8 protein-coding genes, 1 tRNA gene and 1 pseudogene are annotated in these 15,286 nt (G+C 60.1%); 2 read left to right on the top strand and 8 right to left on the bottom strand.

Features of this window, described 5'->3' with window-relative positions; all coding sequences use genetic code 11:
* Complete coding sequence (locus NBY65_RS05855; protein ID WP_408894637.1) at nucleotides 1–1,011, bottom strand: Ppx/GppA phosphatase family protein; 1,011 nt, start codon at nucleotides 1,009–1,011, stop codon at nucleotides 1–3.
* 220 nt (nucleotides 1,012–1,231) lie between these two features.
* On the opposite strand from NBY65_RS05855, the gene NBY65_RS05850 reads away from it, so the two are divergent.
* A tRNA-Gln gene (locus tag NBY65_RS05850) sits at nucleotides 1,232–1,305 on the top strand.
* Between the two features lie 118 nt (nucleotides 1,306–1,423).
* Nucleotides 1,424–1,633: pseudogene (locus NBY65_RS05845) on the top strand (hypothetical protein); the annotation flags it as partial.
* Nucleotides 1,634–2,152: 519 nt separating this feature from the next.
* On the opposite strand, the gene NBY65_RS05840 reads toward NBY65_RS05845, so the two are convergent.
* From NBY65_RS05840 to NBY65_RS05810, 7 genes are all read right to left on the bottom strand, one after another.
* Nucleotides 2,153–5,188, bottom strand: coding sequence for an acetoacetate--CoA ligase (locus tag NBY65_RS05840; protein ID WP_150038357.1), 3,036 nt, complete (start codon nucleotides 5,186–5,188; stop codon nucleotides 2,153–2,155).
* Nucleotides 5,189–6,037: 849 nt separating this feature from the next.
* A complete protein-coding gene (locus tag NBY65_RS05835) occupies nucleotides 6,038–7,717 on the bottom strand; it encodes a GMC oxidoreductase (protein WP_150038359.1) in 1,680 nt (559 codons plus the stop codon).
* Between the two features lie 123 nt (nucleotides 7,718–7,840).
* Nucleotides 7,841–9,133 (bottom strand): glycoside hydrolase family 5 protein, encoded by a 1,293-nt coding sequence (locus tag NBY65_RS05830; protein ID WP_150038361.1) that lies wholly within the window; start codon nucleotides 9,131–9,133, stop codon nucleotides 7,841–7,843.
* Entirely contained in the window at nucleotides 9,130–10,578 is a 1,449-nt protein-coding gene (locus tag NBY65_RS05825) for an O-antigen ligase family protein (protein WP_150038363.1), read from the bottom strand. Before NBY65_RS05825 ends, NBY65_RS05830 begins: the two co-directional genes overlap by 4 nt.
* A gap of 37 nt (nucleotides 10,579–10,615) precedes the next feature.
* Nucleotides 10,616–12,874, bottom strand: coding sequence for a GumC family protein (locus tag NBY65_RS05820; protein WP_162530343.1), 2,259 nt, complete (start codon nucleotides 12,872–12,874; stop codon nucleotides 10,616–10,618).
* 85 nt (nucleotides 12,875–12,959) lie between these two features.
* Nucleotides 12,960–13,667, bottom strand: a complete 708-nt coding sequence (locus tag NBY65_RS05815; RefSeq protein ID WP_150038367.1) for a glycosyltransferase family 32 protein — start codon at nucleotides 13,665–13,667, stop codon at nucleotides 12,960–12,962.
* Between the two features lies 1 nt (nucleotide 13,668).
* Nucleotides 13,669–15,117 carry a lipopolysaccharide biosynthesis protein gene (locus NBY65_RS05810; protein WP_275266201.1) on the bottom strand — a complete coding sequence of 483 codons (1,449 nt, stop codon included), beginning with the start codon at nucleotides 15,115–15,117 and terminating at the stop codon, nucleotides 13,669–13,671.
* Between the last annotated feature and the right edge of the window lie 169 nt (nucleotides 15,118–15,286).

The raw sequence follows: 15,286 nt of genomic DNA, 5'->3' as shown, positions 1-15,286 counted from the left end.
TCAGGCCCTGGCTTTTAAGGTGCCGCGCGGCGGGGGGAAAGGGGAGAGGCCGCCGCGGCAGGGGCGCGGTCCGCGCCCGCGTTCACCGCGGATCAGCCGCAGCAGCATGCCCTCGCGCAGCCCGCGATCGGCCACGACGATCTCGGGTGCCGGCCAGAGCGCATGGATGGCGGCGAAGATGGCGCAGCCGGGCAGCACGAAGTCGGCTCGTTCCGGCCCGACGCAGGGATGCGCGGCCAGCCCGGCGCGGCCGAGCGTGCGCAGCCGGTCGAGCGCGCTGGTGGCGGCGGCGCGCGAAAGCACGGCCCCGTCCACGGCGGGGCGGCTGTAGCGGGGGAGGTCGAGGGCGATGCCGGCGAGGGTGGTGACCGTGCCGGAGGTACCCAGGAAGCGCACCCCGCCCTGGCGGATCTCGTGGCCGATGCAATGCACTGATTCAAAAGGGCGCAGCCGGTCGGCGACATCGTCGACCATGGCGTGAAAGCAGGACGGGTCGTCGGCGCTGCCGGCGAAGCGTTCGGCCAGGGTCACCACGCCCACCGGCAGGGAGACATAGCCGATCAGTTCCGGGCGGCCGGAGTCGGGCAGGCGCACCCAGGCCAGTTCGGTCGAGCCGCCGCCGATGTCGAACAGCAGGGCGCGACGGCCGCCGCTGCGCAGCAGCGGGGAGCAACTTTCCAGCGCGAGTTCCGCTTCTTCCCGGCTGGTGATGACGTCGATGGCAAGTCCGGTTTCCTTGCGCACGCGGTCGAGGAACTCCGCCCCGTTATCGGCGCGGCGGCAGGCCTCGGTGGCGATGGCGCGGACAGCGCGGACGGGGCGGCGTGCGAGGCGGGCAGCGCAGCCATGCAGAGCGGCCATGGCGCGTTCCATCGCGTCGGGGCTGAGGCGGCCGGTACGGTGCAGTCCTTCGCCGAGGCGGACGATGCGGCTGAAGCTGTCGAGGACGCGAAACCCGTCGCCGGCGGGGGCCCCTACCAGGAGCCGGCAATTATTGGTGCCAAGATCCAACGCAGCGAAAACCGGGGAAGGTGTTCGCGCGATGCCAGCCAGGACGTGTGCGGATGTCTCGACCATACGCAGAGGGGCCTTCCGCATGCTCCGTCCCATTGTTCCCGCGCAAACCGCCCCGCTTCAAGCATGATTTCACACCGTTGATGCTCCGCAGGTGGCATTGATGGGGGTTTGACAGGCGCAGGCCGCCCCACTAGATAGGGGCCACCGCCGCCGTTGGGGGATCGTTCAACGGTAGGACAAACGACTCTGACTCGTTTTATCTAGGTTCGAATCCTAGTCCCCCAGCCATTCATGGCGTAACCTCCTGGCATCGCTGGATTTTTCTGGCTCCGGCTCGACTGGAGGCTGAAGCGTGCCTGCCACTGCTCCACAAGCACTCCACATCACGTGATCGGGAGCCTTATACCGGTACCGTCGTAGGCTCCCCCGCCCTCTCAAGGGGGAACTCGTGATGAGCCTTCTGACCCGGCATTTCCGGGAAGCCGAACATCGGGCGGGGCTGTTGGATCAGGCGTGGGAGCGAGCGTTGGCGACGAAGGTGGACATGGCGGACATCAAACAGGTTGTCCGGCTGTATCTCCAGGAGGCCCTTGCTGAGAATCTGCAGACCGCCTGACTGCTCCGTCGGTGGTCCTCCCCCGTATCTGATGAGGTGAGCCTGCGGCGGTTAATCATAATTGGGCAGAACGATCTGTATTCGGAACGTATTGCCTCATTGGAGAATGCTTCCAGCAAAGCAGTGCTTGTTGCGATCTAAACCGTTCCTTCCTCTTCAAGCCCCGTTCGATGCTGCGCCACGATCGCGCCGGGCTCCGGCGGCCAGTTCCCGGCAGTTCGAGGCTTGACCCAACTGGGCTGAGTCCGGCCTGCAGCATCGGCTGAGCAAAGCCTCAAGAGGTCTTCGGGCTGAGGCGGCGGTGGAAGTCGTATGCCACCGCCATGCCAGTCTGCTGTAGGCGCTACGCCATCTGACGTCGCCTACATCTACGCTACCGGTCGCTGCCGGGACCAACACTGTCAGGTCAGTGTCTTCGATCTCACCGATCGGTTGGCCTGCGGCGACCGGCACGTCATCGAGAAAGAGATGGTAGCGATACAAACCCCATGAATCTTTCGTGGTCAGCCAGCTCTGGAATTATGCTCCGGTTGCTTGGAGCTCATGAGAGGCATTCGATGCAACGGATTCTTCCGGAGCAATGGCTCCATCACGCAAGCAGACGTTGATTTCATTCGCAAGGGCGGCAACGTTAGGCTCTGTCATAATAGTCCAGTGCCCGGCCGGGATGTTGATCACACGCAAATCGGCCACACGTTGGCGCCAGGCCGGCAAAGGATCAGCGTAGCGCGGGCGGCGCTCCAGTGCGTAGAAAAGCACAACCTCTCCGGGATAATGCGGGGGGTCATATTTTGCCCATGCCTGGGCGCAGGCCACACGCACCCGGTGCAGGAGCGGCGGTAGTTCCAGTCCCTCTTTACCCGGCGGGCCATCCAGGGCAACGGGTGCCTGGATCAATCCATGCCGGACGCGCTGCCAAATTCTGCCGATTCCACCGGCTGCGTGCATCGCTGCTATTCTGGCGCCGATGTCGAGGAGTCGATCGCGACGGAACCGCCATTTTTCGGCGAATGGCAAAGCACCATCCTGCACGTCGGTGTCGATCAGCCCGACGAACTCCACTGTCTCACCCATCTTCAACAGTTGCAGCGCGATTTCATAGGCCAGCAGCCCGCCCATCGAAAAACCGAGCAGCGAGTAAGGACCCTTTTGCTGCCGGGCGCGAATCAAGGTCACATAATCTTCGGCCATCGCTTCGATGGAATCGCAAGGTGTAGCAGCTGGATTCAATCCGCGGGCCTGGATAGCCTCAATGGGCCTGTCGGACTTCAACCGCGCTACCAAAGGTTGCCATTCGAAGACGTTGCCGGACATGCTGTGCAGCAAGAACAGCGGGCGACCGGAGCCTTCACGCAGGGTCACCATTGGCGAGTCACCCTGCCAGACGATGCCTTCGTCAATCACCCGGGCAAGCGCGGCAATGGTGCTGGCACGCAGCAAGGTCCCGATCGGCACATCATAGCCGAAGACCTTTTCAATTCCCGTACAGACCTGCACGGCAAGCAATGAATCCCCGCCAAGATCGAAAAAGTCATCATTCAGACCGATGTCTTCCAGACCGAAGGCTCGCGACCAGATATCCTGAAGGGCTTCCTCCGTCGTCCGATCGCGACGGTCTTCCGGATTTCCGGCAAAGCTGGGGTGCAGGCGTGAATGGCCAGCGATTGCGTCAAGACACTCTGGATTGCGCAATGCCGCCCGATTGCGTGCCTGCCGCCCGTTGACCGCATCACGTGCCGCCGCTTCCGATGGCTTGCCGCTATGGGTCGTGGGCAGGCTGGCAACATCCAGGATCACCGCGGGGACAAAGGCAGCAGCGATGCGCTGAGCGATATGCCGACGGATCCGAAGCGAGAGATCGCTGGTGAGTGACGCTTCGGGCCGCAGCACGGCAAGGAGAACGATGCGGCTGCCAACCGTGGTATCGGGCATCTCCTGCTCGACGACCATGGTTTCGAGCAACTCGGGAATATCCTGCAGTGCTGAATAGATTTCCGCAGTGCCAAGGCGAAGGCCCCGCACGTTCAGCACGCCGTCACTGCGCCCGTGGAGGCGTGCGGAGCCGTGCGGCGTCAAAGAGATGCGATCACCATGAGTCCAAATGCCTGGATTCTGGCTGAAATAGGCATCATGGAAGCGGCTGCCGTCACTGTCACCGAAAAAGCCGAGCGGGCGCGATGGAAACGGCGTGCGGCAGACCAACTCCCCGACCTCGCCTGGTTCGGCGCCAGCCGCATCCACGGCCAGGGCCAGGCTGCGGCATTGTGCTTCACCGCGCCAGACCGGTAGATTGGGATTGCCCAACACGAAGCAGCCGATGATATCGGTGCCTCCGGAAATTGACTGCAACGGCACACGCTTCACGTGCTGCAGAACCCAATCAAATTGTACGTCGTGCAGAACGGCTCCGGTGCTGAGCACCGCGCGCAGCCTGTTCAACACGTGCCGTTCGATCGGCGACCATTCAGCGGATTGGCAAAGTCTGAGAAATGCAGGACTGGTACCAAAAACGTCGACATCGTGTTCGGCGACGATGCTCCACAGTGTCCTTGGATGGTCGACGGGTCCATCATACAGGACAATGGTGACGCGGCTTGCCAATGCCGTCAGCAGCCAGTTCCACATCATCCATGCGCAGGAAGTCTGGAAAAACATCCGCTCGCCTGCGCGCAGATCGCAATGCAGCCGATGTTCCTTCAAATGCTCAAGCAGGGTCCCTCCGGCGCCATGAATGATGCATTTCGGCGCTCCGGTGGTCCCGGATGAAAACATGATGAACAAAGGATGGTTGAAAGCGAATTTTTCCCAAGCTACGAGTGGTTCGCTGCATGCGATCAGATCAACCAAGCGGTAGACAGGGGAGTTGCCGAGCGATGGCGGTTCACTATCGCCAAGCGCGACCACGGCACGCAGCGACGGCAATCCGGCAACGACATCGGCCAAGGTTTCATTCAGACGGTTCCCCGGGCGTTGCTCGGTGTGAGCAAACAATACCACCGGTGCCAACTGGCCAAAGCGATTGAGTATTGCATGCGCCCCCATATCCGGGGCGGCGGCTGAAAACGTCGCGCCGAGCGTGGCGGCCGCGAGGCAGGCGATGACGGCATCCGCATCGTTGTAGGCAATTGCGACCACGCGGTCGCCAGCACCGACGCCAAGCTCGGAAAGTCCAGCGGCTGCACGTTGCACGCGTTGCCGCAAATCGCCACGGGTGATTCGCTCGGCTGGACGACCGGCATGGCAGGCGATGATGGCGAGGGCAGAATCCTCACCGGCCAACAGATTTTCTGCATAATTCAGTGCAAGTCGAGGGAAAAAGAGCGCATGTTCAATGTCATCTTCTGTGCAGACCGGCTCGGCCTCTCCGGCGATGAGGGGCGCCGACCAGGTGAGGAAGTTGTGCCAGAAGGCGCAGTAATCGTTCACGGCGAACCGATCGAAGTCCTGGTACGTGGCGAACTTCTGCCCGGTCGCCTTACTGCAGTGGCGGATGAAGGCCGTCAACTGCGAAGACCGTACGGCGGATTGGCTGGGGGAATAGCAGGGAACCGACATCGCTCTTGTCCTAAACGTATTGGATCAATCCCCGATAGTGCCGTTCAGAAATGGTCAGAGTGCCACGCGACGGTATCCTGGGGAGCATGCGCAATTTTGTGAAACGGCCGGATCAGACTGCCATTTTCCCAACGCCCAAGGCGTGTATAAAACTTGCCTGGTGTGCCTGCCATGGCTAGGGAACTTGTTGTTGTCTTTGATCTGGACACATCTGCCTTCTCATTTTGCGGAACCTTGTAATCTGCAGGCATATTTACAACAAAATGACATTTTTATATTTTTGCAGGAGCGTATTGAAAAATTCCAAGATGCCATCAGGCTGCATTGCTTGAATGCGGTGTTTAAGGGGCTGGTAGCCTACCGTATTACGATATACCTGATTTGACTCTCATTTGGTCTGCGATGCAGCGACCTCTGCGTTCAAATTCCTTGTTGCCTGCGTGGGTGTCCGTGCGAGATGTCCGATATTGTCGCTTGCATCTGCCATCATGTGTCGGCCTTTTTGGGGGCGGCATCGTCGCAGTTTCACCTGACCTTCCTGCGATGTGTATAAGATGGTGGAATGATTCCAAAGGTGGCGCCCTGGGAAAAATTATTGTTCGATCGTGACGGACTGGCCCGCCGCTGTGGCACGTTGCAGCGCCATCACCATCGCTTGCAGTCGCGTGCGAGGTGATGGAATGAATGATCTGTCCTTTCTGCCGAAGCTGTGGGAAGTTCTGGCAGGCAAAGCGACCGCCTCGGCTTGCCTGAATCAACCGGCGCCATTTCCGTAAACCCAGTACCAATATGGCGAAAGAACGTTCTGACGAGAGGTGCCGCATCAGGTCAGGCTGGCGTTGATTCCGACTACCTCATGGCAGGGGCGTCCTCGAGCAAGAGGCCGGCAGTCTGTGCCGTGGCCGGGGATCTTGACCAATGCGCTCCGCGGGAATGCGTCTTGAGGTGCTCAGCAAGCCTGAGGGCGAGCGCAACGATGGTCAAAGTCGGCATGTCCATGCCGCAGGTCGGAAACACCGAGCTTCCGGCAATATACAAGTTCGTCATGCCATGGACGCGGCAATCAGTGTCCACCACGCCACTGCGTGGATCGGTATGCATGCGGGCCGTGCCCATGTGGTGCCAGCAGCCCTTGAGCGACTCCGGCCAGGTGTCTTTTTCCTGGGGTGCCTCGAGGACTATTTGGCCAGCGCCGGATCTGGCCAATTCCTCACCGAGGATTTCCTGGGTCCGGCGGAAGGTTCGCTTCTCGACGTCTCCAAGACGCCAATCAACCCTGACTTGCGGCAACCCGAGGCGATCCCTCTGGGGCCCAAGCATCACACGACTCTCCGGCAGCGGTGTCGGCTCGACGACGGTTTCCAGTTCAAAGCCGCGGCCAAGAAATGGCAACTTGAAAGAGATGCCTGCTGCGAGCGCGGCGATATGAGGAAGATGGCTGATCATGTTCCAGATTTCGGACGCCCGGCGGTCACGCAACGAAGCGCGTCCCTTAAGCGCACGAAACAGCAGTTGGAGTGCTGCGCGGGTTTCCGGACTGTCACCGACAAAGCACGACTTCACATAGCATCGTGTGTTACCGATGCGCTCGGCTTGCTGCGTCTCCGGTGTCAGGCCGAAGAAGCCGGCCAGCTTGACCCCGCGCGCAGCGATTTTGCCGGCGAAGGTGATGTTGAAGTCGTAGAACATCCGTGTCGCTTCGGGATCACGGAAGACGATTTCTCCAGTGCGCAGCCGCGGGTGATCCATGAAGTAACGCCCGACGAGATCATGCTGGTTGCCGACGCCACAGGGTTGATGTCGATTGGAAGCAAGCAGCAGCCGCGGGGTCTCGATCCCTCCTGTGGCGAGGATATATGTATTGGCTACAGCGCGGAATGATCGGCCGTTCAGGACGCAGACCCGCAGGCCAGTGACTTGCGACCCGTTGCCAGGTGTCTCGATTTCGGTGACATTGGCATTAAGATACAAACTGATATTGCGCGATTGCGCGATCTCGTCCTTGTATTGCAGGCCGAAGCGGGTTGGTGCGCTGAGCTGGGCAACGAGGTTGACGGCCCGCTTACGGTCAAACCGTATGAGCCTGGCCTCAGACCGGTTGACCCAGTTTTCCCAGGTTGATGCCTCATAGTTGAACGGCCCAAGATGCATCATCGCCTGGGCCCGCCGGTAGTAGGGGACAAGGTCGTCCCGTTTTATCGGCCATCCGCTGTTGGGAATCCAATCGCGGACTTCGAAGTCGTGTTCGTCAAGGGGGCGGCAAAACCCTCCCCAGCAGTTTGAGCTTCCGCCCAGATAGCGTGAGCGGGTCTGATCGAGATCTTCATAATAGAGGCCGATATTTTCGCCTTTGTATAAACTTTGGCTTGCCCGGTCGTATTTGATGTCGCCGCCTTCGAGGAGCAGGACCCGGAACGGAGTCCCGTCAAACTCGCGCGCCAAGGTAATCCCTGCGGGTCCAGCGCCTATAATGCAGATATCTGCTTCAAGCGTGGTATTACTGTCTACAGTTCTGGCGTCGCTAATCATGAGGGTGCACTTCCTTGGGCGCAGCGGAGGATTGGAAATTTAATGGCATGCCGATCCATTATTGATTCGATCTGAATGGGCGGTCGGAACGCGCGGTTGCCCACTCAGATGGCTGTCGTTCATTCATGGCTTTCCGGATCGCGGCCGAAAGAGCATCTGGTCGGTAACGGCCAGTTGTTCCGGGCGATATCCGGCAGGTCCCCATGCCACCTGAAGCCCGTTCGGCTCATCGTGTTCCGAGCCAATGAGCCACCAACTGCCTCCGATCGGTTGCTGGTTGCCGACGAAGCGGGGGCCACCTTGTTCACTGTACTTACCGTTCATATAGTCCAGGAGCGTCATGGCCCATGCACGGGAGGTGGAGTTCTTCATTGAACTGCCCATTTCGCCGATCCAAACTGGAGCTATATTGTCTCTCACCAGGAAGCCCCAGGCCGTATTCATGCGCCGTACCGCCTCTGGTCCGGAATCGACACCATAGCCACCGATTTCGGATGGATAGATATGTACGGAGTATACGACTTTATTGGGCTGGCGCAGCTTCACGGGCCTGGAGGGCACATAGCGCAGATCTCCCTCCGGGGCGCCGCGATGATAGTCCAGAAATCCCGCGCAGATGATCAGGACATCCGGATTGACCGCCTGAATCGCGTTGCCGACCGTCTCGTACATCGCGTGGATATCCGTCGGGCCGCCACCGCCCCAATTGATCGGAGGTAGTCCTGGCCGTCCTTCCGTATGGGGCTCGTTCTTCAGATCGAAGCCGATGACGGTAGGATTTCCAGCAAAGGCCTTGGCAACATGCACCCAGGTCTTCAGAAAGCGCTCGGCTGTGACCGATCCGCGCCTGCCTGCTCCGTCCGTCCCGTCGCTGCCTGGTCCCAGATCAAACCACAGGCCATTGGCCTGCTGGCCGCCGCTGCCGTTGCTGTGGTGGTCCAGGATGATTTTCATTCCGATCTGGCCAGCGTAAGCCACGATCTTCTGGAAGATCTCCAGAGTTGTCAGGCCGCGAAGGTCGGAGTTATTTGAAAAATCAATGGTGCCGAGCTCGACCGTGTTGGCCGGGGCGGCGTCGATGTCGAGATCCGAGAATGGGATCCGCATGCAGTTGAACCCGGCTCCCTTGGCCGCGTCGACAATTGTCCGATAGCTGACGGACCAGAGACCGTGCAGAGAATTGCCTCGGGGCCCCCCGGTTCCGTTCCAACCAATGCAGGCGAGGCGCACCGGATTTCCGAATGAATCGACAATTTGGCTGCCCCGTGTGCTGAGAAAGCCTGGCGGAAGCAACCATCCTCCCCGCCCTGCCGGTGCCTGGGCGGCAATGTTGGTTTCAGCGGCGAGGGGGAGGGGGAGAACTGCGGCGATCCCGAGGATTGCCGCTGCGGTCACGAGGGCAGGCAGTGTCTTCATCTTTGAAACTCCCTCGATGATGCGCCCCCTGATCCGAGGCCCGGAAATGCACTGTGGCTTCCTGCTTGACCGGGCAGCATCTGCGAGGCGCCTGGAACTGGGGCGGGAGATGGGGCGGCCCTGATATTGGCGAACGATCGCCTGGTTGATGTAGAAAGTATTTTTATAACCAGAAAAGCAAAAGTCACTGAAAAAAATGATGTGGATCTCAAGAAGAAGGTTTCTGTAAAATTGATAGTGAACAGCAGAATAAGGGTGCCAATGGCCATCTCCAGTGTTGCCCGTTTTGGGGATGCCAGATCGGCTATTAATTTCAATCTGTATATGATGTGGAAAACGACAATGGAAAATAACGTCATCCCGATCAGGCCGGTTTCGACAATAATTGCCACATAACCGCTATGAAAATTATCCAGAACCCAGTTATGGCCAATAAGAAATCTATTGTAGATATCTGCATCTGTCCAAAAGCCGTTCAGGCCATAGCCAAGAAATGGCTTGGTTAGCCAGTATCCCAACGAATATTGCCAGATAAAGGTTCTGCTGGTTAGATCCGTCTGCAATCCGAAGATGTCGATGTAGGCATTGCCTGTGTAGGCCAGCCAAAAAATAGCCAGGTTCGCCAATGCGAGCTCGATGCCAACGACGCTAACCAGCACCGACATGACGATCCGGTATTTTCTCGCAGCAAACAGGCTGCACACCGATATGACAGCAATGACTGCGCCCCCACGTGATCCCGATGCCAGGAGGCAGAGCAGTCCAATCAACAGGGCGGCGCCATTGAACAGCGTCCACTTCCGCGTCAACCGCAGCAGTGAGAGAAAGACCAGGAATGCACAGGAGATGCCAAGGACCTGCTTTTGCGGGAATATGCCATTCCACTGGCCATCATGCTGCCAGTCGTGGGTGACGCCGATGTCGGGGACGAAAACTGCAAGGGCCGCCGACGCAAAAGCGAGCAGCGTCAGGCTGTGCAGCATGCAGTCGAAGAACTCCTCCGTTGTCACCATCAATGCAGCCCGCCACGCACCCAAGGCCACAATGAGGAACGCGGTCGATTTCATGAATCCAGCGGACGGATCGAAACTCCATAACGGTGACACAATGATATAGAGCAGCATGATGCCCGGCCAAAGCAGGCCGCCCGTGCGCTCTTTCGTCCGCAGCGCACCGGGAAACCACGAAAGGGCGATCAGAGCCAACCAGAGCGTCAGCGTCACGGCCTGCTGCATCAACTCCGAGTCAGACGGCATCAGCAACGGATGATAGTTGCCGATTGAAACGGTGGCGATCAGGAACAGGACGGTGCGGATGATGATGCGCAGCGGAGGCGTTTTGCCCGGCGTGCCGGAATTCCATTCCGGCACCATCCGTTGCGGACGGGGCATCTGCACCATCGGGCTGCCGGCAAGAGGAAACGGAGCTTCGTGCTCGCTTTTCACGTCGACGCTCCGCTCTGGCTGGGACGCTGCAGCATTTTCAATGCAGTCGAGGGCGACGGCGATTGTAGTAGTGCATCAATTCGTGTGAATATGCCAAGGAGTCGCCAAGCCCATAGCTTCCGTACTCCGCAGCAGAGACCATCGTCAGTACCGCGCCTGCAAGCGTGGCCCGTGCGCTCTGCAACTGGCTGACCGCGTATGCGACCGCGTCAGGTGCCGTTGAACGCCAACGGGTCAGCAGGACAGTGATCTCGGCAAAGCGAGCGAGATGCCAACTGTCCCCGCCCACGAGAACCGGAGGCGAGTCGATGATGACGAGATCGAATTGCGCGGTGAGCTGATTGAGGAGACCCTCCCATGCTCCCGATCCGAACAGGCGCATCGCTGCGTTCGGAAGCTGCTCGACCGGCAGGACGGAAACCCCCCAGCGCTCGTGCCACACGATGGCCTCGTTGGTGGACGTGCAGCTTCCCTGCAGCAGGTCGGCCAGGTTCGGGTGAGACACCCCTTCAGGGAACGCCATCGAGGTCAAAGCCTGGGATCGCATGTCGGCGTCCACCAGCAGCACGCGCATTCCCTGTTCCGCGGCGGCGCGCGCCAATGCGACGGCCGTCGTGGTCTTTCCTTCTCCGGGCAGGGTCGAAGTCACCAGCAGGCTGCGAGGCTTGGTGGCACCCGTCGGCAGCAAGGTCCGCGCGAGCACAAGAGACACCGACTCCTCGAACATCTGCCGAAGGAACTTGTTGCCTTTTGGCACGTAAGGCAGGAGTCCCAGGGACTGCAGGCCCGTGCCCTGCTCAAGGTCGTCCGGACTCCGGACTCCGGGACGAATGCGCTCAAGCACCAGGGTGGTGAAGGAGGCCGCACCAAACGAGAGGACAAAGCCGATCGGCAGGAACAGGCTCATTTTCGGAAACGACGGTGTGATCGGCGCCGCTGCTTCGGACAGGATCCGCACATTTCCAGCCCGGAACTTTGCCTCCTCGCCGGTTTCCCGCCACCGTGTCATGAAGTTGGCGTACATGTCCTGGTCGGTGGCCGCCTCCCGTTCAAGAGCGCGAAGCTGGGCCATATCGCTGTCGGCAGCTTCCGAACGCGATTTCAGATCGGCAAGGGTCCTGGACAGCGTTGTCTCGGTTGCTCTCGCCACTGCCAGACGGGATAGTGTCGTTTGCCGTAAGCGGTCACGTTCCTTCGCGATGGAGGCGTTGACATCCGCAAGTTGTGCCCTGGCCTGGTCGGCGGCAGCGTTCTCCGTACCGTAGCGGCGGGTGATTTCGGCGTAGCGCGCGGAGATCACAGACGACTGTTCACGCAGGCGGGCAAGCAACTGGTACGCGCCGGTCGGATCGCCAAGTTGCAGTTCGGGCAGGCCGGACGCGCGCATCTGCTCAACGGCGGCTTCCATCTCGGCGCGCTGGGTGCGGGCCCTCAGCAGCTCGGTGCTGACCTGGGAAATCTGCTCCTGGACAATGCTGGCGTCACGACCTTTGATGAGACCATGCTCGGCCCGGTACTTCTCGACGGCGGCTGCCGAGCGTGCAGAACGTTCGCGAAGCTCCGTCAGGCGCTGTGAGATCCATTCATGCGCCTCCCTGGTTCGGCGCGAGCTCCGCTCCACATTTTCAAGCGTATAGTGGTGGACAATCGCATTGACGACCTTGGATGCCGTCTCCGGATTTTGGGATGTGAATGTCACGCGGATCACATGCGACAGCCCGACAGGGGCGACCGCGAGCCTGTCCCGGATCGTGTCCAGGGTATCTTCCAGGATGCTCGCCTCTGAAGGCGGTGCCACATCATCCTTCGGAAGAGGAATTCCCCAGCCGCTCACAACCCTGACAGACCAGTCGACCACCTCAGACAGCATGCTCTTCAGCGCACCCGGCTGGAGATGCGGGTTGAACTCCGGATTCGCGGTGAGATTCAGGTCCTGAACAGTACGAAGCAGGACGACGCGGGAGCCAATGATCTCCACCTCGCTTGCCATCGTCCCGATTTCGATTGGCTGCTCCGGCACAAGCGGTCGCTCAAACCTGATGGTTTCAGGCTGACGGGAATCAACGATGACCGTCGCGGTGGCCTGATACTTCTTGGGCAGGAACGCGACTGTTGCAGTCCATGCCGCGGCGAGGATGACGCTGACCAGGGCGACCAAGCGCCAACGCCTGCGGATCGTCCTCAGGGCGTTGGCGAACAGCGCCCGTTCGATACCGGCGCGGGCAGTGGCGGTGCCCTGGGGAGCGACGTGGCTTACCGACCAATCATCATGGAGCGGAGCTGGAAGATGCCTCATGTCGGCCCTCCGACCGTGGTTGCACCTCCGCATTGCGGGCAACCGGTCCAGCGGCGCGGCACCGGGTCACCACCTGCGATGAATCTCATTGGGCATAGGCTCCCGCCAATCGCTTCCTGAAGGTCTTGGCCATCCGCAAATAGAATGGCAGGCTGGATTCCCATGAACTTTCCCAGAAATGGATGCCCAGCGTCTCTGGTCCCACGGCGGCCTCGGCGTAGGTCTCCCGCCAACTGAAGGGAAAGAACATCTGCTTGGGACAGACGAAGATGTCGCGGACATACACGCCGGTGGAATCGTACTGTTTCAGGCCGCGTTGCCGGAGCAGCCTGGTGACAAGTTTCGGGCCGGTGCGTGTCGGTCGCTCGAGCCCGAAGGGAACCGGCGGCAGGGCCAGGACGTGGTTCAGTGCCTCTTTGATGAACCAATGGTGCCGCTCTGCCCCGAACACGCAATTCGCCACCATGTCCGTCGGATGGCTCTCATGCTGGAAGGCGAAGAAGCAGGTGTGCTCAAGGAGAGGGTCGAGGCTCCCTCGCAGCAGGATGTCCGTATCGAGGTAGATGCCACCATGTTCGTAAATCGCCTGGAGCCTGACGATGTCGGCAATCTTGGACCAACGGCGCCGGCGGTAGGCGGAACGAAGCACAGGCATGGACAGGTCGATGTTATCTTCGTTCCACCGGACCACCTCGTAGTCGGGGTTCGTTGCGTGCCAACTGTCCAGATAACGGCGAAGGCGATCGGGAAGTGGTCCGCCAACCCAGACGTAATGGATCTTTTTCGGAATCATCTCAGACGCTCCGCTTCCGGAGGTTGAACGGGAGGGGAGCTGCACGCAGGGCAAGTTCAAGCATCCGCGTGACGTAGCCGCGCATAAAGATGGTCTCCATGGTTGTAAGATAGGTGGCTGCGCCGAGCAGGAGAGCCAGAAGAAGCGAGGTGACCTTGTCCAGGCCAAGCCAGCCGACGCCTGTCATCGCAATGGCCATGGTGGCACCGGCCAATGAAACTTTGACAGCATCGGTGACAAGTGCCTTCACCTCGAGGCCGCAAACCCGGTGCAACACCACCAGATGCAATGGCACCAGAAGGGTCATGAGGCTGGTCCAGGCAATGCCGACCGCCAGGATGCCGAACTGCGCAGCAACACCAAGGACGAGCACGGTGGTCACGAACCTTGCGGCATTGAGTTTGGCGTGCAGGTCGGGCCGGCCAAGGGCAAAAAGAGCAGGCCCCGTGAAGGCGGACAGTCCGGAGGCCAGTCCGACCAGACACATGACCTCCGTGACCGGGACGGCTGGTTCCCATTTGGTCCCGAAAGCCATGGGCAGCAGGATAGGGACAGTGGCTCCAAGAGCGGTCACGATGGGCATCCAGATCGAATGACCAAGGATGACGATCTCATGGTATTTCCTGCGGAAGTTTGCCAGGTCATTCGCCATGGGGCTCAGGGCCGGCATCACGAGCTGATAGATCGGGATCTGTGTGGCCATCGCGATGGCAGAGAGCAGCCGCAGGGCGAGCGCGTAGTAGGCCACCGCAGTAGTGTCCAGGAACAGGCCAATCACCAGCGTGTCGGCGCGCTCGGTCAGCGAACCGATGAGGCTGGCCGCCATGACGTGACGGCTGAAACCTGCCAGTTCCCGAAAGGCGGGGACCGAAAAGATCAGGCGCGGACGCCATGGGGTCGCGTTCCAAAGCACCAGAAGAGAAATGACACTCTGAACCAGCTGGCAGACCACAAGGGACCACACTCCAAACCCCGCCAGGGCCATTCCGATTGCTGTGATGCCACCCAGCACCCAGGCCGTTATCGATCGGATGGCGAATACCGCCATGTCCATCTCGCGTCGGCACAGCACTGTTTGCACGCTCACGAGTCCCTGGAGAAGGCACAGGAGCGCGAGCCACCATACGACGGGCGCCAGCTCTGGTTCGTGGAAGGCCGCGGCGATCAGCGGTGAGGCCAGTTGCAAGGCCAGGGTGATGGACGCGGAAATGGCGACATTCGTCCAGAACGTCGTGGAGATGTGCTCTTCCTTGAGATCGGTCAGCCGGATCAGCGAATCTGCGAAACCCTGGATCAGCAGGCAGTTCGCGATCGAGATCAGCGACATGCCGATTGCGAAACTGCCATACTGGCTTGGCCCCAAGATGCGGGCCACGACCATGTAAGTCAGAAAGGACAGGATCTGTCCGCCACCGATGTCGAGTGCCATCCATATCGCGGCACGGGCCATACGCTGTCCGACAGCCTGGGGCGGCCTGCGCACTGGCGTGTTGACTTCCGATGCGAGACTGGTGTCTCCTACATGAGAAGCTTCTTGCACGGCAGAGGCATTCATTCCATGTCCGGCCATTTCGATGTATGTCGCCATTCTGTGTTTGAGAAATGAAGGCGCCTCTCGC

Source organism: Rhodovastum atsumiense (assembly GCF_937425535.1).
GTDB lineage: Bacteria > Pseudomonadota > Alphaproteobacteria > Acetobacterales > Acetobacteraceae > Rhodovastum > Rhodovastum atsumiense.
The sequence above is the reverse complement of the archived record's forward strand: the minus strand, read 5'-3'. Positions and strand labels throughout refer to the sequence as shown.